Source organism: Pseudomonas sp. R1-7 (genome assembly GCF_051132105.1).
Lineage (GTDB): Bacteria > Pseudomonadota > Gammaproteobacteria > Pseudomonadales > Pseudomonadaceae > Aquipseudomonas.
In genome coordinates, this window is the sequence record NZ_CP071661.1 from 2,500,961 (window position 1) to 2,525,494 (window position 24,534).

Here is a 24,534-nt window from a genome sequence, read left to right on the forward strand (position 1 = left end):
TGAGACGAGGCAGCCGTTATCAATCATTGTCTGAGCGGACGTGCGGTGACCGGGCGTTCTTGACAGCAGGTGCATAGGCAGCGACAGCCCACGGGACTGATTACCGGACATTATTCGGATTTTGAACCCCGCGCCGTCGCGTCAAACTTTCCTGAACTCGCGGTTTGAATAAAGATCTAGAATGCATTGCTACTGCATGAAAAAATCCGCGCTGGCAGATTTAATGAAGTATCCGAGCCTGGATACCTACCCGTTTCTATAAAACGGGATCGTTGTGTAGCAGGGGATTCAGCCAGGCGGATCGAGGATCAACCATGTCGAATATAGAAGCGTTTCCCACGGAGACGCGCACGCCGAGCGAGTACGAAAGTCTCGTGGCGATGGGGGCCAGCGCAATCGATGCGATTCCTGGCGCGGTGTACCTGTGCGACCACAACGGCTGGCTGGTCCGGTACAACAGCGAGGCGGCCGCCATGTGGGGGCGAACGCCCACATTGGGGGAGGGCGGTGATCGTTTCTGCGGTTCCTATCGCCTCTTCCTGCCGGACGGTACCCCGCTCGCGTTCGAAGATTGCCCGATGGCTTGGGCCCTCGAGGCGGGCATGGCGACGCGCAACCAGGAAGTGCTGATCGAGCGGGCTGACGGATCGCGCGTCGTGGCGTTGGTCAATATCCGGGCCCTGAAAGATTCGCAGGGCGTTATCCAAGGGGCGATCAACTGCTTCCAGGACGTCTCCACCCAGCATGCCTTGGCCGATGAGCTCCAGCGCAAGAATGCCGACCTGGAGGACTTCTTCGAGAACAGCGCCGTGGGCCTTCACATCGTCAGCGGCGACGGCATCATCCTGCGCGCCAACAAGGCTGAACTGGCTTTGCTGGGTTACTCAGCAGAGGAATACATCGGCCGCAGCATCACTGATTTTCATGTCGACGAGCCGGTCATCAATGACATCCTGAATAAGCTCGGCAGCCGCGAGAGCCTGCAAGACTACCCGGCGCGCCTGAGAGCCAAGGACGGCTCGATCAAACATGTCACCATCACCTCCAACGGGCGCTTCGAAGCGGGCAAGCTGTTCAACACGCGTTGCTTCACGGTGGACATGACCAATTTCCATGCGTCCGAGACGGCGCGCCAGGAGAGCGACGACAGGTTGTCCGCGACGTACGAAGCGGCCACGATCGGCATTGCCGAGTCTGGCGCGGATGGCCGGCTGCTGCGCGTCAACGACGCCTTCTGCAACATGCTGGGCCGCACGCGGGAAGAGCTCCTGGCAATGACATTCCTGGACTACACCCACCCCGAGAGCGTTGACGAGGATATGGCTCTCTATGCACGCCAGGTCGCAGGCGAAATCGACAATTACGCGCTGCGCAAGCGCGCTTTCAAGCCCGATGGCGAGACCGTCTACCTGGACATCCACAGTTCTTCTGTCCGGGACGCCAACGGCGCGTTTCGCTATGGCGTGCGGGTGCTCCAGGACGTCACGCTGGCGCGGCGCATGGAAAACCAGATCCGCGACAGCGAACGGCATATGCGTAACCTGCTCGAGGCACTGCCGGCAGCGGTCTACACCACCGACGCGCAAGGACGTATCACGTTCTTCAATCGGGCGGCGGTGGAGTTGTCGGGACGAACGCCACAATTGGGCGACCTTTGGTGCGTCACCTGGAAACTGTTCAACACCGACGGCACCTTCCTGCCCCACGACCAATGCCCGATGGCGGTGGCCCTGAAGGAAAACCGCCCGATACGCGGTGTCGAGGCGGTTGCCGAGCGTCCCGACGGCACCCGCGTACCGTTCGCGCCGTACCCTACGCCGCTGCACGATGCGGAAGGCAACCTGGTGGGCGCCATCAACATGCTGGTGGACATCTCCGAGCGAAAGCAGGGGGAAGAGCGCCAAAAGACCCTGATCGACGAGCTCAACCATCGGGTCAAGAACACCTTGGCCACCGTGCAGTCCCTGGCGGCCCAGACCGCACGCAACGCCGATAGCGCCAAGGACGGTTACAACCGCTTCGAAGCGCGGCTACTCGCGTTGTCCCGCGCCCACGACCTGCTGACGAGGCGGCATTGGGGGCATACGGCCCTGGCGTCGCTGGCCCAGGAAGTGCTGATGCCCATTTTTGGCGCCGACCCCGCCCGTATCACGATCGAGGGCGATGCCATCAAGGTCGACACCCGAGTGGCGCTCGGCCTCACGATGACCCTCAACGAACTGGCGATCAACGCCCTCAAGTACGGTTCGATGTCCGTCGAGACGGGTCGGCTTTCGGTGAACTGGAATGTCCAGCCGCAATCGAACGGCGTGTTGCTCACTGTGGACTGGCGCGAGCAGGACGGTCCGCCAGTGTCGCCGCCGGAACGCGAGGGGCTGGGTTCGCGATTGATGAAGCGCTGCATCGAGCGCGACCTGGGTGGCATATTTGTGCTGACTTTCGCACCTGAGGGCGTGCTCTGCCGCTTCTCGTTCATGGTCGCCGAGCATCACGCATGACGTTATTTGCAGGGATCAAGGTGCTGCTCGTCGAGGACGAGGGCACCGTTGCCATGCTGATCGAGGAAATGCTCGAAGAGCAGGGGTGCGAGGTGGTGGCCTCCGTCCCGCGGCTTGCCCTGGCCCGGGAAGTGGCGGGTACGGCGCAGGTCGACCTGGCGATCCTGGACGTCAACCTCGCCGGAGAGCGGGTTTTTCCGGTTGCTGAAATCTTGCGGGATCGTAAGATTCCATTTCTGTTCAGCACCGGATACGGTGCCAGCGGCGTGCCCGCCGAGTTTGCCCAGTATCCGGTTTTGCATAAGCCGTTTTCAGAAAGCGAATTGCAGTTGAAGATTGCACTGACCCTGAAAAACTAAAGCCTGTCCAAGGAGCAACCATGAGTCTGCACGGCCAATACGATTCCCAGAACATCTTCGCGATGATCCTTCGCGGCGAAGCACCGGCCTACAAGATCTACGAAGATGACGATGTGCTGGCCTTCCTCGACATTTTTCCCCAATCACGTGGCCATGTGCTGGTCATTCCCAAGGCGGCCCGGGCCCGCAATATCCTCGATGTCGACCCGGCAGTCCTCGGCACGATGATGGCGGCGGTGCAACGCCTTACCCGCATCATCGTCGACGAGTTGCAGCCGGACGGCGTGCAGATCGCCCAATTCAACGGAGCGCCGGCGGGGCAGACGGTTTATCACATCCATGTGCACATCATTCCGCGCTGGGAGGGCCAGGCGCCTGGCGTCCACGGGCAAGGGAAGGCTGACCCACAGGAGCTCGAGGCGTTGCAGGCGCGGTTGGTGGAGCGTATTCGTTCGGGGGGCTGAGGCCGTAGCGCTTGTCCTCACTGCAGCGGAACATACACATCGGTTTGCCACTGAGCTTGTGGCGTCTCGGGATAGGCGCTCAGGTAGTGGAAAAACAGCGGCTGGTCGCGAAGTTCTTCTCCGCTCGCGGGAAGCCAGTCGCGGTAGATCGGGTAGATCGTTTCGCCGATATTATCAGGCGACCCGGCGTGGCGAACCACGACGTAGCGACCACCAGGGATGACGATCGGCTGGACGCCGAACTCATTCGGCGCCACCTCTTCATGAATCTCGCCGCAGATCGCGAAGCGGAAGGCGTGTGGCGGTGTTGTGTCGGGGTTGCCATAGGGAATGCCAAACGTACGGCTTGTCGCCACTGGCGACTGCCCGCTCTGCATGCGCCATTGGACGAACTGGCGCACGCTTTCGTTGACCAACCCCGCCGGTCCACGATGTTCCAGCGCGGCGACCTTGACTTCAGGGAGTTCGATGATTCGAACGTGCATGAGGATATTCCTTGAAAAGTGGGGGATGGCAAACACCGTATTCCAGACCTGCCAGTTCGGGTTCTTCCTGAACACACTCGGCGCCATGCCGAACGCTCGTCCGAACGCCCGGCTAAAGGCTTCGGGACTTTGAAAGCCTGCATCCAGTGTCGCGTCCAATACCGAGTAATCTGCGTTTGCAATCAGGCGATGTGCCGCGCGTCGTAGCCGCATCAGTTGCACATAACGTGAAACGGGTACGCCCGTGAACGCCGTAAACTGCCGGTGGAAGTGATAAGCCGAGAAGTTCGCCACATGACTCAACGCCTTCACCGAGAGATCACCTTCGAGATTGGCGTCGATGTAGGCCAGGACGGCGTCGAAGCGTTTTTTGTAAGCGAAATCGCTCGGTTGTTCAGGCACGGATAATGGCTCTTGGAAATGCGGTCCGTGTAGAGTCGACTATCGGCCACGGGCCTGCCTAGCCGTGTTTGCTCAAAAGAGCGTAGCTCGGCACTAGGCTCTGTACGAAATGTATCCGCACTCACCCATACTGCGTTGAAACGGGGCTCGGAATGCTCATGTACTCCAGTACACTCCGCTTCCTCGCCCCGTTTCGCCTTGTCTGGCCTTCGCGCGAACACATTTCGTACAGACCCTAGCAGCGTTCTCCGGCTAGCGTCAGCAACGAAAGGCCAGTGTTACGCGCGTCGTTCATCCATGATGTTTCGATCCTGGTTGATGATGCACTTGGCTTAAACGCTGAGATGACGCTTCACCGCGTCTTCGAGTATGTCTACCAACTCCGGATCCATGTAGCGATAGTCGTCGGGAATATCCAAGGTATGGATCCGCTTGTATTCAAGCAGTCGGGAATATTCGGCCTGCAAGCGATTCAGGTGTTTGCGTTCCATGACAAAAATGATGTCGGCCCAGCGAATGTCCGCTGGGCCGATGTGCCTGCGCGCGTTAGGGCTGGTGCCCGCCGAGCGGACACTGAAGCCCGGGCGGCGGCGCCAGATTGCCTCCGCCGTGGGGCTGCGCCACTGGTTACGACTGCAGACGAACAGAAGGTTTGTCACACTTGATCCAACAGTTGGCGAGTGCTGCGGATGGGATAGCTCATGCCGAGTTGACGTGCCCTGGCGAGCTTGTCGGCACGGGTATACATGAGCTTCCAGTTTTTTTCCGGCTTGAACTCCGGCCGACGAGCCGGTTTGTCATTACCGTGTTTACGACGGGCCTGCGTACGCCGCCAGGCGCGGCTTCTTTCCATGGTTTGTTTCCTCGTGAGTACCGGGTTCAGCAGCCGCGGTAATACGAGTCGGAACAGCATAAGCAGGAATATGGGCGATGGCTAGGCCTCGTCCCGATTTCGGCATCGGCTGCGTGCATCACTCAATCTGACACTACTCCAGGTAATACTTATCCCATCCTTGCGAATCAACGGGCCGCCGGGGAGTTTGGTCACGCCCCGGTCATGCCCACCTGAAGCAGGCTGCGCCGGGCAAGACAGGGCGGCGACGTTGAAGCAGCAGGCGCTTTCGCGTCGTCGATCATGCAGCACCCTTGAGTTGGGAATTGAAAATGATCTGTACCGCCGGGCTTCGAAGCAGGCTCGCCGGGGTGACGGTACGGCGTTGCCAAGGAATCCGGCCAAAGTACCACAGCCGCCAGAACGCGAGATTTGGATCAGCGTTGTCTTGCAGCAAGGTCGCGAACGTTTCCACGTGGCCGACCTGGACATTGGTCGCTTCTTCGATGACCTCACGAACGAAACGAGAGCAGAACTGGCGCCGCGAGCTGATGTTGAAGCCGGTGTCATAGAACGTGCCTAGCCGATGATCAGCGGCCTTTTTCAGCGCCTTGCGTTGTGTGTCGGTGAGAGAGTGCGTGAGCCTCGTGACTGCGCAGTGTCCGTGTTCGGAGCGCTGCAGAAAGCGGGAGAGCGAGGTGGTGCGCGAAAACGGAAAGGTACTTTCGGCAATCAACGGCTCATCGCCGCTGTCGTCGACCACCACGCCGACGTGGTTCGTCCAAGAGTTCGTCGCGTTGGCGACCTCCAGGAACGGGCGCGCGGTGACCCGGATGAACACCATATCGCCAATTCGCAGGTCATCCGCGAGTGGCCCACCGGGTGCTGGGGAATCAAGTGCTGCGGTTTTGTTGATAAACATGCTGGTCGCTCGGCTGTCTGGAGTTTTCAGCATGGGGAGGAGGTGGCGTATTTCGCAACGTTTTAATCATAATTTCGCTAAGCTGATACCAACGGTATCGGATATCAATACTTATGACTCAAATTGTCCAACTTATCTCCACCCTGAAAAAGCGCCTCAAGGCTGCCGGCCTGACCTATCGCGACGTGGCCCAAGCGCTCGACCTGTCGGAGCCCAGCGTCAAGCGATTGCTGGCCAGCGGACGCCTGACAGTCGAACGCCTGGTCCAGCTCTGTGAACTGCTGGACATGACGATGGCTGAATTGCTTGAGGAGGCGGAGCGATCGACACCGCGCCTGCAAATGCTGACGAGGGAACAGGAAGCGCAACTGGTTTCAAACGAAAAGCTCTTGCTGGTGGCGGTGTGTGCGCTGAATCACTGGTCGCTGGACGACATCGTGTCTGCCTACAGCGTTACCAAAGCCGAATGCATCAGTCACTTGATTGTGCTGGAACGCATGGGACTGGCGGACCTGAAGCCGGGAAATCGCATCAGGCTGCTGGTAGCGCGGGATTTTGATTGGCTGCCGGACGGCCCTATCCGAGGGTTCTTCCTCAAACAGGGCTTGCCGGACTTCATGGCCAGCCGATTCGACGGCCCCGACGAAACCCTGCACTTCGCCCATGGCATGCTGACCCATCCCGCTTACGCCCAGTTGCAAGTCGAAATCCACAAGTTGCGCGGCAAGCTGGCGGCGCTTCACGACGAATCGTTGGCCGCGCCGCTGTCCGAAAAACGGGGGACTGCCTTGTTGCTGGCGATGCGCGTCTGGGAGCCGCAGGCGTTCAGGAGGCTGAAGCGGGGTTAACCGATAAGGAGGGCCTTATCGGGCTGGAACAGGGGTTACTTCAGGTTGCTCTGGAAGAAGCGCGTCAACTTATCGAAAGGAATCAGATCGACCCGATCATACAGATCGACATGCCCGGCCCCAGGAATGATCACCAGTTCCTTGGGCTGGCCGGCAAGTTTGTAGGCCTCTTCGCTGAACTCCCTGGAGTGCGCATCGGCGCCGGCGATGAAGAGCATCGGGTGAGGCGAAATGGTCTCGATGTCATTGAGCGGATAGAAGTTCATGAACTTGATGTTGCTGGTCAGCGTCGGGTGCGTGGTCAGGTCTTTCGACGAGCTGGCCGGCGTGAACTCGCCGCGTGGCGTGCGGTAGAAATCGAAGAATTCGCGTTGGATCGGATGGGTATTTTCATCCAACTGATGCACCGTACCGCTGGTGTACAGCGTCTCACCGCCAGCGAACTCCACGTTACGCTGCTGTGTTGCTTGGGCAATGATGGCTCGGCGTTGATCGAGCGTCTGGGAGTGCTTCAACCCGTTGCGATTGACGCCGCCCATGTCATACATGCTCACAGTCGCAATGGCTTTCATGCGCGGGTCGATCTTGGCGGCGCTGATCACGAAACTGCCGCTGCCACAGATGCCGATGGCGCCAATCCGCTCCTTGTCGACGAAAGGCTGGGCGCTGAGAAAATCCACGGCGGCGCTGAAGTCCTCGGCGTAGATATCCGGCGAGACCGCGTTGCGTGGCCGCCCCTCGCTTTCGCCCCAGAATGAAAGATCCAGGGAAAGCGTCACGAAGCCTTTTTCCGCCATCTTCGTGGCATAGAGATTCGCGCTCTGTTCCTTAACCGCCCCCATCGGGTGGCCCACGACAATTGCCGGATTGCTGGTCTTGCCGTTGAGTTTTTTCGGGATGAACAGGTTGCCCGCGACGTTCATTTGATACTGGTTCTTGAAATTGACCTTTTGCACGGTCACTTCATCGCTGGTGTAGAAATTGTCTGCGCCGTTGGACATATCGGCTCCTATCGCTGAAAGAGACGTGACGAAAAGCGTCAATAAAACGAGGATTTTTTTCATGGGTGGACCTGTCGATGCGGGTTATCAATCGTGGGTAAACGTCACATGCATGGATCCCGGCCCCAGGGCTTGGGCGAGACCAGAGGCGTCGTTGATATGGCCCAGGCGCGTGTACGCGTAGGTTGAGTCGAAGTCCTTGTAGAACACGACCAGGGTGTCCTTGCCGTACAGCATCAGGTCGCCGTTGCGGATCGTTCCCGGCCTGCTCGCCTTGGCGGGTAGCGGTTGGGGTAGGGTTGCGTATTTCTCGTTGCGATTGAGATCGCTCATCTCCAGCGTCAGCGGCAATAGCCCGGCAAGCGCTTGGGCTGCAGCGCCGTCGATCAAGGTGATGGCGAAGCGCTGTTCACCGACGGTCATCCACATAGCCGTTTTCTCCGTTGTGGAAGATGCCGACGCGGCACCGTTGATCGTTGCGTAGCTGCCAAGCACGAGCGTCACCAGCAACAAGAAAAGCCGGGCCGACCTCATCGCAGTTGTCCAAGGGTTCCTGTTCATGGGGCACATGGTGACCGGTGGGCAGTGGCGCGACTAGCTAATGAATGCTTAACGAGGTTATAAGAATGGCTAATCAATTCCCTTGAAGTGCTTTCGCCATGGTCAAAAGAAATCTCAACGATCTGTTGTCTTTCGTCACGGTGGCGAGGGAGGGCAGCTTCACCCGGGCTGCCGGCGCATTGGGCGTCACCCAGTCGGCGCTGAGCCAGGCGATCAGAGGCCTGGAAGCACGCCTGCAGATCCGCTTGCTCACGCGGACCACCCGCAGCGTTTCGCCGACCATTGCGGGCGAACGCCTGCTGCACGCCATCGGCAATCGTTTCGATGAGATCGAAACCGAGTTGGATAGGCTCACCGAAATGCGCGACAAGCCCGCAGGCATCGTCCGCATCACCTGCGGCGACCATGTCTTGCGCACCACCTTGCTGCCGAAACTGACCGGGCTGCTGCACGAGTACCCGGACATCAACGTGGAATTTGACGTCAGCTACGGCTTTCGTGACATCGTCGCCGACCGTTTCGATGCAGGGGTGCGCTTGGGCGACACCATCGACAAGGACATGGTGGCAGTGCCGATAGGCCCTGCGTTGCGAATGGCCGCGGTGGCTTCGCCAGCGTACTTCGCCAGCCGCGCCATCCCCGGGCATCCTCGCGACCTGATGAACCATCGCTGTATCAACCAGCGCATGCCGACCTCCGGCGGGCTTTATGTCTGGGATTTCGAGCAACACGGCAAGCAAGTGAACGTGCGCGTGGACGGCCAGCTCATCTTCAACACGTCGACGCACATCGTGCAGGCGGCAGTGGCCGGGCTGGGCATTGCCTACCTGCCGGAAGAAGAATTTGAACCGTACCTTCAGGAGGGCCGGTTGGTGCGGGTGTTGGAAGCGTGGTGCCCGCCATTCTCAGGCTACTATTTGTACTATCCGAGCCGGCGCCAACCGTCACCTGCGTTTACACTGGTTGCCAATGCGTTGCGCAAGGACATCCAGGGGGATGCCTCGAAACCGTTGCCTGCTGGCCCATAAGGCTAAAAAGCACCAGTCGTCGTTTTCAGTGTGCTGTTGGCGGCTGGCCCTTTGAAGGTCGCTCCTTGATGAAGCGATGTCTTGATACAGAGACCGTTTTGGTGTCGCTATAAATAAATAAAAGCAAGAAGGATTAGGTCGATTCCTAGGATGGCTCTGCCAAAATTGCACAGATTTCCAACGCTTTCTTTATAGCTATTCCTAAAAAGGCACCACCATGGTCCGGCCACTACAATACTTTGGCCCTTTTTTGCATGCGGATACGCCATTATCATCAGGCTTATATATGTCAAGCCCAGTATCGAAAAAACATATGCGATCATTGTTTATCCTGTTCAGAGCCGTTAAGCCGGACTTGCACAGCTTTTTCAATCCGACTCTAGGCGATCAATGTCGGAATTTCAAACTCAGTATCTATTTTTCATCTGGCACATAGGTGAAAAAACTTTCCATCCAATGATCCTTACCTATCTGATAGCCTTCAATAAAAAAGCCATCTTTGGTTTTCGAGAATCCAGTTTTAAGGCTTGCTCTTTTTACGGATTCTTCTGCTGATGCATGATCCGCATAGACGCCTATAAACTTTATATCGTCATTTCTATCTGGGCATTTGATGTGTGTGTATGAGTATGTAAACAAAATTCATCGCGGGATCTCTATAGTTGTCGGATTCGAACGCACGATCATCCCGTTTCCTCGTTTTATTATGCACCGATGCGAGTCCTTTGTTGTATCCATTTTCTCCGTATTTTTGCCCAAAAGACGATCAGCAAAATCTTTTCCAGATTCGCCTTTGAATGATCTCTCTCCTTTAGCCCAGTTTGGGATGTCCTTGGCCCCATTTTTTTCCGGACAGATCAGCTATTGGTTTTTTCTTTTCTTCTGCGTCAGGTTCGAATTCGCTTAGTAGCTTGTCGATAAGATACCCATTCAGTCCTACGCGTAGACCGGCCCAATAGCGCTCCAATAATATTTCCAGCGCCAGGGCGGTGAGAGATTGAGGCAGTCGACAATGTGTTCAATAGTGGAGCGCTACGTTCTGTGCGAATGAGTGGATCGTAGCGCTCTACGCATTACATGTTTTGTGTCGATGAGTCACCACCAAGATGGCGCATGCAGTGATGCATTGAAATCTAAGGACCTTAAATAGCTAAGTAGAGCCAAATCTCTAACCAATATCATTCCTTCGTGACCTATTGTACATGCTTGCCATTCAGGGTTTTCGGGGCTGTAGATACATAGGCTGTCACAATTTTTTACTATGACGTTTTTTTCTTGGGTGATGTTATTTATTAATGCGTCGGTCACCCGAAGTCGTTGAGTGCAGCTGGCAATAACGTCATTTGCGTAGGTGGTAACTGGCGCTGCATTTATTGTGATTGATTTGTAAACACTGACGCCTAATATGGCATCGATGGTGGAGTCCGGATGTAACCAGGCAACTAAGTCAAAAGGCGCCTGATTTGCAAGTGCAGAAATCAAGTCTATTTGCCTCTCGAAGTTGTTTTCTTCAATGTAGATCATTTTGAATGCCTCTGGTTTTTCTTCGGGAATTTAGATTTGGTCGGATATATTAACAATCTCTTGGTATACCCTCCATTGGATCAGGGAGGCGCTCAGGATTTATTCTATCTAATATTTCAGGGGAGAGCGGGATTAGCATGGAAGGGATTTTTAGATTCCAATTAAACTTATTATTTATCTTGTCTTTTATTTTTTGGGGAGGCTCTTTGCCGTGTCTGATTGAACCGTCCTTGTTTACAGCATTTTCCCGAGGACTAGATTTATCTCCCCAATGTACATGCTCCTTGCCACCATTGTGCGATTCCACGCCGCTGCCTAGGTCTGGCTTGGCAAGGCCATATGGATCAAAAAAGCTAATCGGATTCCCTTCCACATATCCATAGGTATTGATCCCTCCGGCCAACCCAATCGGATCACTCTGCACATAGCGTCCAGTTTTCGGGTCGTAATCACGAAAATAGTTATAGTGGAGTCCAGTCTCGACATCGTAATACTGACCGGGAAAGCGCAGATTGATTTCCAGTTGTCCGCTGGCTTGCTTTGTACCAAATGCATCGGAAACCCATTCCCATACCTTGGTGCGCGCGGCGTTCGTTGCGATTCGAGGTGTATTGAGGTGGTCGCTATGGAGGTAGAACTCGGCGCTGTTTGCTGGCGCGCCCGTTGCACCGTAGCTCACACTGATCCCGCCCAAGGGCACTCCTTCGAGCCAGATATAGAACTGACTTTTCAGCTTCTTGCCTTGCTTGTCGTATAAATGCTCGCCAAGAAGTTCGTCATTTAATCCGTAGATAAACGTTGTGGTGCCTTGAGAGGTGATTTTCTGGCTGCGTTGGCCGAGAGCGTTGTAGCGGAACCGAGCCTTGGTAACCCCCTTGATTTTCACTTTGCTTAGGCGATTCTGCTCGTCGTAGGAAAACTGACGATTGGCGCGTTCTGCGGTCAGGTTGCCTGCCGCGTCGAATTCTACCGAGTGGGTGCCTGCATGCGTCAACCGATTGTTGCTCGCCCCATACTGATAAGACGTGCCAGCGGTGACACGCAACTCGCCGTCAATCAACGTGCTGAGCGCTTTTCGGGTGCGGTTACCCGCCGGATCATAAACGTAAGTCATCCGGTTGAAGGCCGTAGATTCTCCTACCAGGCGATCCAGTGGGTCATAGCTGTAGTCATGGTTGTCGACTGAGTCGCGTTGCAATTGAGTCATGTTTCCCTGGGCGTCGTAGGTATAGGTCTCGCTCTGGCCTGCGACGGTTTGAGCGGTCAGCCGGTAGTCCAGATCGTAGATGCGTTGAAGCGTAGTCTCGTTGGCCCAGGTCAGGCTTTTAAGCGGGCCGAAAGGTTGATACGTGATATTACTGGCGAACGCGGTTGGCTGGCCTGTGCCGTGCTGGATTTGCACTTGGCTGATCTGCCCAGCGGTGTTGCGTGAGTAGACGATGCTGAAACCTGTTGGATAATCGATCCTGCTCAACCGATTGGCGACATCGTATCCATAGCCGATTTGTTCTGGCTGAGTCGCTGTATTTGCAGGCGCCGTTTGCCTTTGGGTTGTAACGTTGCCTTGGGCGTCGTAGGTGTAATTCAGCACCCCGTTGACGTCCTCCACGGCTGTCAGTCGGCCGATGCCTTTGTTACCGGCCGCAATCGAATCGTAGTGGAACTGAACGTCCAGCGCCGGGTTCGTCGGATAGCGGCGGGCGGTCAGGCGATTGAGCGCATCGTAGGTAAAAGTCGTGACCACACCACGCGCGTCCACCTGTTGCGTCACGTTGCCTGCGGCATCGTGCTGGTAGTGAGTGGCTCCGCTGTCAGGACTGTTCACCCGCGTGAGGTTTCCCAGACCGTCGTATTGATATTGAGTGGTCGCACCACGTGGGTCGCGGACTTGCGTGAGGTTATCCTGATGATCGTACTCAAGTTGAGTGATGCCATTAAGCGGATCAGTATTCGTCACCAATCGGTTCAGTGGGTCAAAGGCCCGTTGATGGCTGTGATCGCGGGGGTTGGTCAGCTCGATTGGATTATCGTTGAGGTCGTACTGTGTCCGGCTTGTCTGGCCGGTAGCCCCCACTGAGCGCAGCAAACGACCCAGTTCGTCATACACCCATTGATGTTGCTTGGTCAGCTTACCGGTCTTGTCCTTGATCCGTACTGCAGTCCGGTTCCCCATCGGATCGAGATCAAATTCGATCTGCTCCCCTAAGTTATTGGTCGCTCGAATGAGCCGCCTTGCCTCGTCCCAGGTGTAAGTCGACAAGCTATTGTCTGCGCGGATGATCTTGGTGATGTCGCCCACGGCATTGTGTTCAAAGCGCACAGTGCCGGTAGCGGTACTCAACGACCTCACCCAGCCTTGTGGTGAATAGGTCAGGTTTGTAATAACACCATTGGAGTCGACAACTGTCTTAGGTTTGCCGGTGGTGTCAAAGTTGGAAAACGAGGTGGTGTGCCCGAGTGCGTTGATAATGCGCGCCAGACGTCCTTTGGGATCGTATTCGTAGCGGGTAATGTCGCTTACATCTGTCCGGGGGCCGTTCGAAGACTCCAGCAGCCCTTGAGTGGTGTAGGTAAACGACCAGCCACGTTCGGCAGCTTGACAAAGAGGAAGGGCGGTAATGGTTCCCCCCAAAACGAGAGCAAACAGAGCAACTTTGCATATCAATGTGTTCATATTCAGATCCTTCTGAATTAACGTGAAATGATTGTTTTACCGAGCTGGCGCCCTTGAGTGTCGTAGGTGTATTGAATGGAGCGATCCGGTTCGTTGATGCGCACTGGGGAATACAGCGTCGGGTGCCATTCGGTGGTGGTCGTTCTCGCTAGAGAAGTGCCGCTCGCTTCCGTGCGAGAGGTTTCCAGGCCTCGGTCGTTGTAGAGATAGGTGGTTACATTGGCATTGTTGTCGGTCTTTGTTGTCAGCAGACCGCGGGTGTCGTAGGTGAACGTTGAGTTGCTATCGGGACAGTTGACCGATGGAAAACCTGTAATGGATTTGATGCGTTTGATGCCTTGAGTCACTTCAAATTGATAGTGCGTCTGCTTGCCCAACGCGTTAGTGACCGTGGACGATCCATCACTGTTGTAACTGACCAGGACCTTTTCAGCTCCAGCAGCGTGCTCACTTGAAATGGCGCGTCCTTGTTCATCATAGGTCCATGTGGCGTAACGCACCCCGCGTTCATCGATAATGCCGGTCAGCAATCTGCTGTTGTTGGGGTCTTGATAGAGGTATTGTTTGTTTTCAGTTTGATTTGGATGGTTTTTGGTCATCGAAGCAAGTTGTTTGTAATTGTTATAGGTGTAGCTAATATTTACGTTGTCCGCTGTGACGGTAAGAGGTTGTTTGTTTGCGTCCTCAGTAAACGTTAAAGTGTTGCCAAAGCCATCGGTGACAGTTGCGACGGTATTTAAGTATGTGATGTTTAGTGTGCTGCCTGATTTGATAAGCGTTATGAGCCTTCCGTCGCCGTCAAACTCATATGCATGGTTGTTGGAAGCATGATAAACCCAACGGTTTGACAGGCGGGTGAGCTTGCCTGTTTCTGGTGGTTTACCCTTATACGACGCACCTTCCTTTTCGAAGTGGGAGCGATTTCCGTCATGATGAATAAGCGTGATCAGGTTCTCTTCAATACTTAATCTGGATGAATAGCCATGTCGCCATACTCCATCGGCGCTTCTGTAGGACTTTGAAAACTCGAGTGGATTTAAAGCTGAATGTGAGTTCGAAACAGAGTAATCATTTTCGAATTGTATTTTGTAGCCTGTTACGAAACTTATCGGATTTCCTGTGAGGCTTGAAGGGCAGCTGTTGTCCACCCCTTGGGCTTCGCATTGTTCAGTGGATTTATTAAAAATTTTACCGGCTTCGCATGAGTTGCCATGCCTGTATATCGATATGGCTAGATTGTCCTCCGGTCCGTCACCATAGAAAAGGTTACAGGTCCATTGGTTTTCCCATGAGGTGGGAGTGGCAGAGCCGTATTCATACAGTTCGTACCCAGTGTTTTCGTGCAGAAATCGACAGGCTAGTTCTGGGGATAGATGATTTTTCTGTGGTCCCTTCCAATCCCAAGCTTCTGGTTGTATGTGCCAATAATACTCTGCGAATGTGTCCAAGCTGAGGGCGAGCAGTAAGAGGGATAGAGCGCATGAGCTCAGTTTTTTAAGTAACATTTGGCGTCCTTGCGTTTTTTGGGTTGTTTAAATTCCTTGAATGATCTCTTGATGCGAGACTGTGAAACGATACATATGTATTGCGTCTGTAACTTTATGTTGTTGCCTGGCGAAGCGCGTTCTACACCAACAGTCTGGAAAACGCCCAGTAGCTGCCCATTCCCCTTGATAGCTGTGGATCGCCTACACTCACTTGTGCATTTGCCTTTCGTGGATGCAGGACAACTTTTCACGTCTAGTCGCTTTCAGAACACGTTTAGTCGTCCATATGCAATCGCCAGTCCCCGGGAGTGGCAAGCTGTGAAGATGCCCCGGACCAAGTGCGCTAAAGACACCTGGCCGGAGAGCGAGAATGGCGATCGGAATGCCACGCTACCGTGACGTGGGCCGGACGCCGCCGCCAAGACTCCGAACGACCAGCGCCACGCGGCGTTGTCGTTCGAGATGCCGAGGTACGTTTATGCCTGATGAGACGCTTCACCTGCCTCTGATTCACAGCGTGCTGGCGCGCGAGAAGGGCACCCCCGGTGCCTTGTTGCCCATCCTCCATGCCATCCAGGAAGGTTGCGGGTACGTTCCCGACACCGCCGTCCCTGAAATCGCCCATGCCCTCAACCTCAGCCAGGCTGAAGTGCGCGGCGTCATCAGCTTCTACCACGACTTTCGCACCACGCCACCGGCGCGCCATACCCTGCGCCTGTGCCGGGCCGAGTCGTGCCAGAGCATGGGCGCCGAGGGCCTGGCGGCGCAGTTGCGCGAACAGCTTTCGCTGGATGATCACGGCACCAGTGCCGACGGAGCGATCAGCCTGCGGCCGGTCTATTGCCTCGGCGCTTGCGTCTGTTCGCCGGCCCTGGAGCTGGATGGGGAACTGCACGCGCGGCTGACCCCGGAACGCCTGCGCCAATTGGTGGATGGTTGCCTGGAGGACGGTCCATGCTGACCCTCTGCATTCCCCGTGATTCAGTGGCCCGCGCCGTCGGTGCGGACAAGGTGGCCGATGCGCTGGTCCGCGAGGCCGAACGGCGTCAACTGCCGTTGCAGGTGGTGCGCACCAGTTCCCGCGGGCTTTATTGGCTGGAACCGTTGGTGGAGCTGGAGACGCCCGAAGGGCGTTTGGGTTTTGGTCCGGTCACCGCCCAAGACGTGTCGGGCCTGCTCGATGCACTGGCGAGTGATCCAGGCAGCCATCCATCGGCATTGGGATTGGTTGAACACATTCCCTACCTCAAGAGTCAGCAACGCCTGCTGTTCGCACGTGCCGGCATCACCCAGCCGTTGTCCCTCGATGATTACCGCGCCCAAGGCGGTTTTCTCGGGCTGGCCCGGTCCATCCAGACGGATGGCGCAGAGGTGGTAGCCCAAGTGCTTGATTCCGGCCTGCGTGGGCGAGGAGGCGCTGCATTTCCGGCGGGCATCAAATGGCGCACCGTGCGCGACGCCCCGGGACCGCAGAAATACGTGGTCTGCAATGCCGACGAAGGCGACTCCGGCACCTTTGCCGACCGCATGCTGATGGAAGGCGACCCGTTCCTGTTGATCGAAGGCATGATCATCGCCGGCATCGCCGTGGGCGCGACGATGGGTTACATCTACGTGCGCTCGGAGTATCCGGACGCCGTCAGCACGCTGAACGAAGCACTGCGCATCGCCCGCGACGCCGGTTACCTGGGCGCGGATGTGGGCGGCAGTGGTCGCGCCTTCGAACTTGAAGTCCGGGTCGGGGCTGGCGCGTACATCTGTGGCGAGGAAACCGCGCTGCTCGAATCCCTCGAAGGCAAGCGCGGCACCGTGCGCGCCAAGCCGCCGCTGCCGGCATTGCAGGGCCTGTTCGGCTTGCCGACGCTGGTGCATAACGTGGTGACGCTGGCCTCGGTACCGGTGATCCTGGAGAAAGGCGCGAAGTTCTATCGTGATTTCGGCATGGGCCGTTCCCTGGGCACCATGCCATTCCAATTGGCTGGCAACGTCCGCCGTGGCGGCCTGGTGGAGCGGGCGTTCGGCCTGAGCCTTCGCGAGTTGGTGGAAGAATACGGCGGCGGTACCGCGAGCGGTCGTCCGCTGAAGGCCGCGCAAGTCGGCGGGCCGTTGGGGGCCTGGGTGCCACCTTCGCAATTCGATACGCCGCTGGACTACGAAGCGTTCGCCGCCATGGGCGCGATGCTCGGCCACGGTGGCGTGGTGGTCGCCGATGACAGCCTGGACATGGCCAGGATGGCCCGGTTCGCCTTGCAATTCTGCGCCGAGGAATCCTGCGGCAAATGCACGCCTTGCCGCATCGGTTCGACCCGTGGCGTCGAGGTGGTGGATCGCCTGCTCGCCAGCACCGATGCCAATGCCCGCCAGGAACAGGCGTTGTTGCTGCATGACCTCTGCGACACCCTGCAATACGGCTCGCTCTGTGCCCTCGGTGGGATGACGTCCTACCCCGTCGCCAGCGCCCTCAAGCATTTCCCCGCCGACTTCGGTCTGGCGACCACGGAGGCCGACCAATGATCACCATCTTCGATCCAGCCAGCGACATCGACCTGGGCACCCCGGCCCGCGAAAGCGACGTGCAAGTCAGCCTGACCATCGACGGGCGCGAAATCAGCGTTCCCTCCGGCACGTCGGTGATGCGCGCGGCGGCCTTGCTCGGCACCACCATCCCCAAACTGTGCGCCACCGACAGCATGGAAGCCTTCGGCTCCTGCCGCATGTGCCTGGTGGAAATCGACGGCATGCGCGGCTATCCAGCCTCGTGCACCACACCGGTGACCGACGGCATGGTGGTGCGCACGCAAACGTCCAAACTCGCCACGCTGCGCCGCAACGTGATGGAACTGTACATTTCCGACCACCCGCTGGACTGCCTGACGTGCCCGGCCAACGGCAACTGCGAATTGCAGACCGTGGCGGGGCAGGTGGGCCTGCGTGAGGTGCGCTACGGCTACGAAGGCGCCAATCACCTGGCCGAAGCCAAGGACGTGTCCAACCCTTATTTTGATTATGACCCGAGCAAGTGCATCGTTTGCAGTCGCTGTGTGCGGGCCTGCGAGGAAATCCAGGGCACCTTCGCCCTGACCATCAGCGGGCGCGGCTTCGAGTCCCGTGTGGAAGCGGCTGGCGGCGAGAACTTCCTCGATTCCGAATGCGTGTCCTGTGGCGCCTGCGTCCAGGCCTGCCCGACGGCCACGCTGATCGACAAAAGCGTGGTGGAGATCGGCCAGCCGGAGCGCAGCGTCATCACCACCTGCGCCTATTGCGGCGTGGGTTGCTCGTTCCGCGCCGAAATGAAAGGCGAACAACTGGTGCGCATGGTCCCGGACAAGAACGGCCAGGCCAACCACGGTCATTCCTGCGTCAAGGGCCGCTTCGCCTGGGGCTACGCGACCCACCCGGATCGCATCACCAAGCCGATGATCCGCAAGCACATCCACGATCCGTGGCAGGAAGTCAGCTGGGACGAGGCGGTCACCTATGCGGCCAGTGAACTGCGGCGCATCCAGCTCAAGTACGGGCGCGATTCCATCGGCGGCATCACCTCCAGCCGCTGCACCAACGAAGAAACCTACCTGGTGCAAAAACTGGTGCGCACAGCGTTCGGCAACAACAACGTCGACACCTGCGCCCGTGTCTGCCATTCGCCGACTGGTTATGGCCTAAAGCAAACCTTGGGCGAGTCCGCCGGCACCCAGAATTTCGATTCGGTGATGAAGGCCGACGTTATCCTGGTGATGGGCGCCAACCCCACCGATGCACACCCGGTATTCGGCTCGCAACTCAAGCGCCGCCTGCGCCAGGGTGCGCGGTTGATCGTCATCGACCCACGGCGCATCGACCTGGTGGATTCGCCCCATGCCCGTGCCGAGCTGCACTTGCAACTGCGTCCGGGCACCAACGTGGCGATGCTCAACGCGTTGGCCCATGTGATCGTCACTGAAGGCCTGGTTGACGAGCCTTTCGTCAAGGCGCGTTGCGAGGCGACGGATTTCGCCCGTTGGCGCGATTTCGTCAGCCTGCCGGAAAACTCCCCCGAGGCCCTCGGCCCGGTCTGCGGCGTGCCTGCCGAACAGATCCGCGCCGCCGCGCGGGTTTACGCCACGGGTGGCAACGCGGCCATCTACTATGGCCTCGGCGTCACCGAACACAGCCAGGGCAGCACGTCGGTGATGGGCATCGCCAACCTGGCCATGGCCACCGGCAACATCGGTCGCGAAGGTGTCGGCGTGAACCCGTTGCGTGGGCAGAACAACGTCCAGGGCTCCTGCGACATGGGCTCGTTCCCCCACGAACTGCCCGGCTACCGGCACATCTCCAACGAAACGGTGCGCACCCAGTTCGAGCAAGCCTGGAACGTGACCCTGCAACCCGATCCGGGCCTGCGCATCCCGAACATGTTCGAGGCGGCGCTGGACGGCACTTTCAAGGCGCTTTACTGCCAAGGCGAAGACATCGCCCAGAGCGATCCCAACACCCAGCATGTGACGGCCGCGCTGTCCGCGCTGGAATGCGTGATCGTCCAGGACATTTTCCTCAACGAAACGGCCAAGTTCGCCCACGTGTTCCTGCCGGGCAGCTCGTTCCTGGAAAAGGACGGCACCTTCACCAACGCCGAACGCCGCATCTCCCGCGTGCGCAAGGTGATGGACCCGTTGGCCGGCAAGGCCGACTGGGAAGCCACCATCGCCCTGGCCGATGCCTTGGGCTACAAGATGCATTACAACCATCCTTCGGAAATAATGGATGAAATCGCCCGCCTGACACCGACGTTCAGCCGCGTCAGCTATGCCGAACTGGAGCGTCACGGCAGCCTGCAGTGGCCGTGCAACGATGCCGCGCCGGACGGCACGCCGACCATGCACATGGAGGAGTTCGTGCGTGGCAAAGGACGTTTCATGCTCACCGGCTACGTACCCACCGACGAGAAGGTCAACGGTCGTTATCCGCTGTTGCTGACCACTGGACGCATCCTCAGCCAGTACAACGTCGGTGCCCAGACCCGGCGCACCGACAACGTCGCCTGGCATGAGGAGGATCGCCTGGAAATCCACCCGACCGACGCCGAGAACCGTGGTATCGCCGAAGACGATTGGGTCGGCATCAGCAGCCGCGCCGGGCAGACTGTGCTGCGGGCCAAAGTGACCGAGCGGGTGGCGCCGGGCGTGGTCTACACCACGTTCCACTTCCCCGAATCCGGCGCCAACGTCATCACCACCGACAACTCCGACTGGGCCACCAACTGCCCGGAATACAAAGTGACGGCGGTGGAAATCGTCCGGGTCAGCCAGCCTTCGGAATGGCAGAAGCGTTACCAGGCCTTCAGCGATGAACAACGCCGTTTGCTCAAGGAACGCCGTCATGCGGAAAAAGCCGAGGTGCGTCGATGAGCGCTCAGAACCTGATCAAGATGGCCAACGAGATCGCCCGTTATTTCGCCACCGAGCCTGACCAGGCGCTGGCGGTGGCTGGCATTCGACAGCACATCAAGAACTTCTGGACGCCGGGCATGCGCCGGGACCTGGGGGCGTGGAAGGAGAAAAATCCGGATGCGGTGTTGCATCCGTTGGTGTTGGCGGCGTTGAAAGAGCCGGAGGGTGCTACCTGACGCTCGCCCTCGACCGAAGCAAGCAATCCCCCTGGCGAGGGAGCAAGCTCTCTCGCCACGGGTGCAAGGCTCAGGTCTGGGGCTGCTGCGCCGTCCAGTGTTTCATCTCTTCAGCAATAAAGTGATTCACCAGGTCGCTGTACATCTTCTCGATGGCATCCGGGCTCAGTCCCTCGGCCTCGGCCCATTCCCGCCGAGTCGTCAACATTGCCTTGAAGCGCTCCGGGGCGCGTACCGATGTGGCGGATGTCTTGAACTTCGACGCCGCGAGCACGTATTGAAAGCGTTTGCCCAGCAGCTTGATGACGGCCTGGTCGAGGGTATCGATTTCCTGGCGGATGTCTTCCATGCCGGTGCATTGCGCAGGGGATAGCTGGTTTTTTACTTCCATTTAGGTTTATTCCATTTGTAGTAGATGGTCTATTTGCTGTGGCAGCTTACTCGGGATATTGGCTCTACAGTCGGCCTGGATGTTTTTGGGTTTGGCGTAACCGACCTGATTCTTACGGTCATACTCCGATCCATTGTGTGAGCGAGCCTGCTCGCGAAAGCGGTGGGTCAGCTTGCATCTGCATTCGCTGTGCCGCCGTCTTCGCGAGCAAGCTCGCTCCTACAGTGCTGTTAGCCTTCGAGACCGCGTTGTTCGATGACGCCGAATACGTCTGTCGCGTCTTGCACGAGGATCCGGGCAACGTTGGTCAGGGTGTTGATGTCGCTGGTGGAGGAGTCGCGCAGGCTGGAGCAGGCCACCAGGGTCAGGAAATCGAGCGTGGCGTGCAGGCGTTCGCTGACGCAGGCGTGAAGTTCGGGCAGTGGGGCTTGAGTATCGATCAGCAGGACGGGCTGGGTCGTAGCGGTTTGCGTCAGAGGGGTGTAGCGGGGTAACTGTTGATTAGCTGTCATGAGATTACTTCCTTCAATAAAAGAAATGCCCCCTTTTCGCTGCGAAACAAATGGGTGGCAGTTGCGCGCAGGTTCGCAGACCGAGGAAGGAAAACCCGGCAGACCCGAAAGTCTCCCGCACGCAACCGCCATAAAATGAACGCGGGCAAGTTTGCCTGAATTTCATTGAACGGTGCATTTCCTTTGCTATCGGGCTGCGAAACCCAGCCACTGACAAAAGCCAGCGACGCCCCAACTATAGAAGCCGCCCCCAGCCCCCACAACCGACCTGTAGGACGCCCCAATCCCCCGTGGCGAGGGAGCTTGCTCCCGCTCGGCGGCGCAGCCGCCGCAAAACCGGGCGATGCGGCACGTCTGACGAAACGGAGTCGCCAATCCTAGGCCGCTTCGCAGCCCAGCGGGAGCAAGCTCCCTCGCCACGGGTCGTCATTTCCTACGAGATTCTCGGACCGCTAAATCGCGCCACATATCCTGTCATCCAAGACGCTTCACATCTCGGTGATGCTGACCGACAATGCCCGCTCTGCTCCGGGGTAGTTCAGCGGTAGAACACCTGGCTCTTAACCGGGTGGGCGCTGGTTCGAATCCAGCCCCCGGACCCATTATTCGCAGGGTCATCAGCACGCATGCTCAAGGACGACACTGAATCTGACGGAACACACGACATTGGCGTGGGCTATGCGGCCTTCCAATTGTCCAAGGCACTCGTCGCCCAAAGCGCCGATCCCGAGCCAGAAGCCCAGGCCAAGTTGGCTCAGCGGGTCGCCCGTTGGCAGAAGGTGTTAGCGCACGCCGCGAAGGGGACTCTGCGGTACGGCGCCCGGATGCCGATAGCCGATATTCCTGTCTGGGTGACGTTGGAAGTTGCCACGGGCGGATTTGCCACGGGGCAGTTGCTGGCCGGTGGTGAACTGAATGAGCACGAGCAAGCGCTGGCTGCATCGATCCCGGGTATCCGTTCCGGCTTCGAACGTCTGGACCTCAATGCGTGGTATCTGACGGATGAAGGGCTCGACGTATTGCGGAGCTATCTGGCGACGGGTAATTACCGTGTCGACGTTCCGGAAGAGTCGGCCCTGCTGAGCGTGGCGTGGCTGCTGGATCAGCATCAAGTGGATGAGGCTTGGGCACTCATCGAGACCATCACCCCATTCTTCGATCGCTTGCGCTTCTTTCCATCGCCTTGCGCAAAACCACAATCTTTTTCGGCGCAAGTCCATGTATTCAACGCTGGCGAGATTCGCCAACGGCTCTTGAAGTTGCGGGCTCAGCCACGACTGGCGGTCCAGAAGCAGGTCATCGAAATCTGCCTGCCGCTGTACGACGCCGCCGTCTCCCATTTCCTTTTGACTTACCAGGATGAGTGGCCGTGCAGGGTTTATCCCGAGGGCTGGCCCGAAGAGGCCGCTTCGCTTTGCACGCGTTTCTATGCGTTCCGCGATGCCGAAGGGCGCGCCGTTGGGGCTTCGAAACCACGCCTCTCGGACCTGTTCGCACTGCTTGAACAATGCGCTGGCGATCCAGCCTCGCTGACAGGCCGTCAAGTGGGCCGGATTCGTCAGATCGTTGGGGATTTCGTGCGCAAGCATGGTCTGCCCGACTCCGACCTTCATCGTGAGTACCGATCCCGACAGCGCGAGGATGTCGCCGCGCCGGGCCACCACGTGCTCGCCAAGGCGGTTGCCAAGCGAATGGAACATTATCCGGCCGATGACGGCATATCGGATTTGACGCCCTTGCTTGAGCCGGTCACTGCGCAAGAGGCAAACGCATTTGCCCTTGCGGGCGAGGCTGATCTTCCTCGATCGATTCGCCAGCGCGTGGAGCGCTGCGGTAGCGGTACGATTGCCGAACTGATCGAACGCGGCTTGATTACGTCGGGCGACACCGTCGCGCGGGTATTGCCGGCGATGACCGCTGACATACGTAGCGCCGGGTTTCCCGACCCGATACTGGGCAATCTCTACGCGGCGACTTATCGTGCTTTTCGCCGGCGCCGCTCGTTGTTATTGGTCGATCTTCAAAGCCAGGTCAGGCTGGACGAGCTGCCCTGGGTGGCGCTCATAGAAGGCCAACGACAACGTCACTCTCTCGACGCGGACATCGCTCGGCAGGCGCTTATCGAGGCATCTGCGCTGACGCTGACTGCCTTTCCCCAGGCGATCCTGCCCAACAAGCTGCTCAAGGAACTGCGTGCCCTCGCCGAAACAGCCGGGCTGGATCTGCCCTTCGTGGACGAAGTCGCTTCGGACATCTTCATGGGGGAGTTTTCCAACAAGTTCATCGAAGCCGCCAGGCGGGCGGGCAGGGCGCTGGCAGGCACTCTGTACGCCCGTTACTACGATGTCGATACGCAGGCCCTGACGACGCTTCCCGACAAACCCAAGTCGAGGGCGAGCCAACCCTTCTCGCGGCGCTCGTCAACAGGCACCGATGCCTTGACGACCTTGTGCGCGCGGCGGGCAAACGCAGAGCTGGGTACGTGGCGTCCCGCAACCAACGGCACCATCATTGAACAGCAACAGATAGTCACCACGCAGAACCTCGCGCTGCTGTTCTGCGAGCTCGACCTGAAAACACTGTTGCTCCCACGCTTGAACTCACTCGCCCAGGCCTGTTTTGAATGGATCTGCAGACGCCAGCAGATGCGTATCGAGCATTATCACGGGCGCTTGATCATGCTCAAGAACACGGCGTATGCCTGGCGCCAGATGATTTTTTACCTGTCGATGCTCGACGAATCCGAAAGGGGGTCGGCTATCGAAGTCATCGAAGCGCATTTCGTTAGCCAGCCGGCTGCTTTTCAGGAGAAGTTTCTACCTGTGATGGTTGGGCTGCGCCTTGCAGCAGCGGGACGTCGCTTGCCGCAACAGAATCGAACCATTGAAGGTGCACGCGTTTTCCTGGGGTGGACGACGGAGTCGCATTGGTTGCGATAAGA

Annotated in this window: 21 protein-coding genes and 1 tRNA gene; 11 read left to right on the top strand and 11 right to left on the bottom strand. The window is 57.9% G+C overall.

Annotated elements, in window-relative coordinates; genetic code table 11:
• Positions 1-314 precede the first annotated feature (314 nt).
• Genes J3P79_RS11340 through J3P79_RS11350 form a run of 3 tightly spaced genes read left to right on the top strand, consistent with a single transcriptional unit; the run spans position 315 to position 3,321 of the window.
• Positions 315-2,498 carry a PAS domain-containing sensor histidine kinase gene (locus J3P79_RS11340; RefSeq protein WP_434610516.1) on the top strand — a complete coding sequence of 728 codons (2,184 nt, stop codon included), beginning with the start codon at positions 315-317 and terminating at the stop codon, positions 2,496-2,498.
• Positions 2,495-2,857, top strand: a complete 363-nt coding sequence (locus tag J3P79_RS11345; RefSeq protein ID WP_434610519.1) for a response regulator — start codon at positions 2,495-2,497, stop codon at positions 2,855-2,857. The genes J3P79_RS11340 and J3P79_RS11345 overlap by 4 nt, the downstream gene beginning before the upstream one ends.
• Before the next feature lie 20 nt (positions 2,858-2,877).
• A complete protein-coding gene (locus tag J3P79_RS11350) occupies positions 2,878-3,321 on the top strand; it encodes an HIT family protein (RefSeq protein ID WP_434610521.1) in 444 nt (147 codons plus the stop codon).
• Positions 3,322-3,338: 17 nt separating this feature from the next.
• Here the strand turns inward: J3P79_RS11350 and J3P79_RS11355 are convergent, their stop codons facing one another.
• The 4 genes from J3P79_RS11355 to J3P79_RS11370 form a co-directional block, all read right to left on the bottom strand.
• On the bottom strand, positions 3,339-4,208 hold the full coding sequence (locus J3P79_RS11355; RefSeq protein WP_434610523.1) for an AraC family transcriptional regulator: 870 nt from the start codon (positions 4,206-4,208) through the stop codon (positions 3,339-3,341).
• Positions 4,209-4,540: 332 nt separating this feature from the next.
• Positions 4,541-4,867 (bottom strand): low molecular weight protein tyrosine phosphatase family protein, encoded by a 327-nt coding sequence (locus tag J3P79_RS11360; protein ID WP_039591243.1) that lies wholly within the window; start codon positions 4,865-4,867, stop codon positions 4,541-4,543.
• Entirely contained in the window at positions 4,864-5,061 is a 198-nt protein-coding gene (locus tag J3P79_RS11365; RefSeq protein WP_434610525.1) for a hypothetical protein, read from the bottom strand. Before J3P79_RS11365 ends, J3P79_RS11360 begins: the two co-directional genes overlap by 4 nt.
• A 280-nt stretch (positions 5,062-5,341) precedes the next feature.
• Positions 5,342-5,962, bottom strand: coding sequence for a YebB family permuted papain-like enzyme (locus J3P79_RS11370; protein ID WP_434610527.1), 621 nt, complete (start codon positions 5,960-5,962; stop codon positions 5,342-5,344).
• A gap of 113 nt (positions 5,963-6,075) precedes the next feature.
• Here J3P79_RS11370 and J3P79_RS11375 point away from each other — a divergent pair, with 113 nt between their 5' ends.
• Positions 6,076-6,810, top strand: coding sequence for a helix-turn-helix domain-containing protein (locus J3P79_RS11375; RefSeq protein ID WP_434610529.1), 735 nt, complete (start codon positions 6,076-6,078; stop codon positions 6,808-6,810).
• Between the two features lie 35 nt (positions 6,811-6,845).
• On the opposite strand, the gene J3P79_RS11380 is transcribed toward J3P79_RS11375, so the two are convergent.
• The gene (locus J3P79_RS11380) at positions 6,846-7,874 is read right to left on the bottom strand and encodes an alpha/beta hydrolase (RefSeq protein WP_434610531.1); all 1,029 of its coding nucleotides are present in this window, start codon (positions 7,872-7,874) and stop codon (positions 6,846-6,848) included.
• Between the two features lie 24 nt (positions 7,875-7,898).
• The gene (locus tag J3P79_RS11385; RefSeq protein ID WP_434611433.1) at positions 7,899-8,315 is read right to left on the bottom strand and encodes a cyclophilin-like fold protein; all 417 of its coding nucleotides are present in this window, start codon (positions 8,313-8,315) and stop codon (positions 7,899-7,901) included.
• Positions 8,316-8,470: 155 nt separating this feature from the next.
• Here J3P79_RS11385 and J3P79_RS11390 point away from each other — a divergent pair, with 155 nt between their 5' ends.
• Positions 8,471-9,400, top strand: coding sequence for a LysR family transcriptional regulator (locus J3P79_RS11390; RefSeq protein WP_434610533.1), 930 nt, complete (start codon positions 8,471-8,473; stop codon positions 9,398-9,400).
• 1,095 nt (positions 9,401-10,495) lie between these two features.
• Here the strand turns inward: J3P79_RS11390 and J3P79_RS11395 are convergent.
• Genes J3P79_RS11395 through J3P79_RS11405 form a run of 3 tightly spaced genes read right to left on the bottom strand, consistent with a single transcriptional unit; the run spans position 10,496 to position 15,103 of the window.
• Entirely contained in the window at positions 10,496-10,924 is a 429-nt protein-coding gene (locus J3P79_RS11395) for a hypothetical protein (protein WP_434610536.1), read from the bottom strand.
• A gap of 49 nt (positions 10,925-10,973) precedes the next feature.
• Positions 10,974-13,598, bottom strand: a complete 2,625-nt coding sequence (locus J3P79_RS11400; RefSeq protein ID WP_434610539.1) for an RHS repeat-associated core domain-containing protein — start codon at positions 13,596-13,598, stop codon at positions 10,974-10,976.
• A gap of 17 nt (positions 13,599-13,615) precedes the next feature.
• The gene (locus tag J3P79_RS11405) at positions 13,616-15,103 is read right to left on the bottom strand and encodes a DUF6531 domain-containing protein (protein WP_434610541.1); all 1,488 of its coding nucleotides are present in this window, start codon (positions 15,101-15,103) and stop codon (positions 13,616-13,618) included.
• Positions 15,104-15,563: 460 nt separating this feature from the next.
• Here J3P79_RS11405 and J3P79_RS11410 point away from each other — a divergent pair, with 460 nt between their 5' ends.
• The 4 genes from J3P79_RS11410 to J3P79_RS11425 are packed head-to-tail and all read left to right on the top strand — an operon-like array spanning position 15,564 to position 20,690.
• Entirely contained in the window at positions 15,564-16,046 is a 483-nt protein-coding gene (locus J3P79_RS11410) for a formate dehydrogenase subunit gamma (RefSeq protein WP_434610544.1), read from the top strand.
• Positions 16,040-17,599, top strand: coding sequence for a formate dehydrogenase beta subunit (locus tag J3P79_RS11415; RefSeq protein WP_434610545.1), 1,560 nt, complete (start codon positions 16,040-16,042; stop codon positions 17,597-17,599). The genes J3P79_RS11410 and J3P79_RS11415 overlap by 7 nt, the downstream gene beginning before the upstream one ends.
• Positions 17,596-20,472: a formate dehydrogenase subunit alpha gene (fdhF, locus tag J3P79_RS11420; RefSeq protein ID WP_434610547.1), complete on the top strand. Its 2,877-nt coding sequence runs from the start codon at positions 17,596-17,598 to the stop codon at positions 20,470-20,472. The genes J3P79_RS11415 and fdhF overlap by 4 nt, the downstream gene beginning before the upstream one ends.
• Positions 20,469-20,690, top strand: coding sequence for a formate dehydrogenase subunit delta (locus J3P79_RS11425; RefSeq protein ID WP_434610548.1), 222 nt, complete (start codon positions 20,469-20,471; stop codon positions 20,688-20,690). Before fdhF ends, J3P79_RS11425 begins: the two co-directional genes overlap by 4 nt.
• 70 nt (positions 20,691-20,760) lie before the next feature.
• On the opposite strand, the gene J3P79_RS11430 is transcribed toward J3P79_RS11425, so the two are convergent.
• Together J3P79_RS11430 and J3P79_RS11435 are read right to left on the bottom strand one after the other, a co-directional pair.
• Positions 20,761-21,081 (bottom strand): isochorismate lyase, encoded by a 321-nt coding sequence (locus J3P79_RS11430; protein WP_434610550.1) that lies wholly within the window; start codon positions 21,079-21,081, stop codon positions 20,761-20,763.
• Between the two features lie 230 nt (positions 21,082-21,311).
• The gene (locus J3P79_RS11435; protein ID WP_030138768.1) at positions 21,312-21,593 is read right to left on the bottom strand and encodes a hypothetical protein; all 282 of its coding nucleotides are present in this window, start codon (positions 21,591-21,593) and stop codon (positions 21,312-21,314) included.
• Between the two features lie 527 nt (positions 21,594-22,120).
• Between J3P79_RS11435 and J3P79_RS11440 the strand changes: the two genes are divergently transcribed.
• Together J3P79_RS11440 and J3P79_RS11445 are read left to right on the top strand one after the other, a co-directional pair.
• Positions 22,121-22,195, top strand: a tRNA-Lys gene (locus tag J3P79_RS11440).
• 24 nt (positions 22,196-22,219) lie between these two features.
• Positions 22,220-24,532: a hypothetical protein gene (locus J3P79_RS11445; RefSeq protein WP_434610552.1), complete on the top strand. Its 2,313-nt coding sequence runs from the start codon at positions 22,220-22,222 to the stop codon at positions 24,530-24,532.
• Positions 24,533-24,534 lie beyond the last annotated feature (2 nt).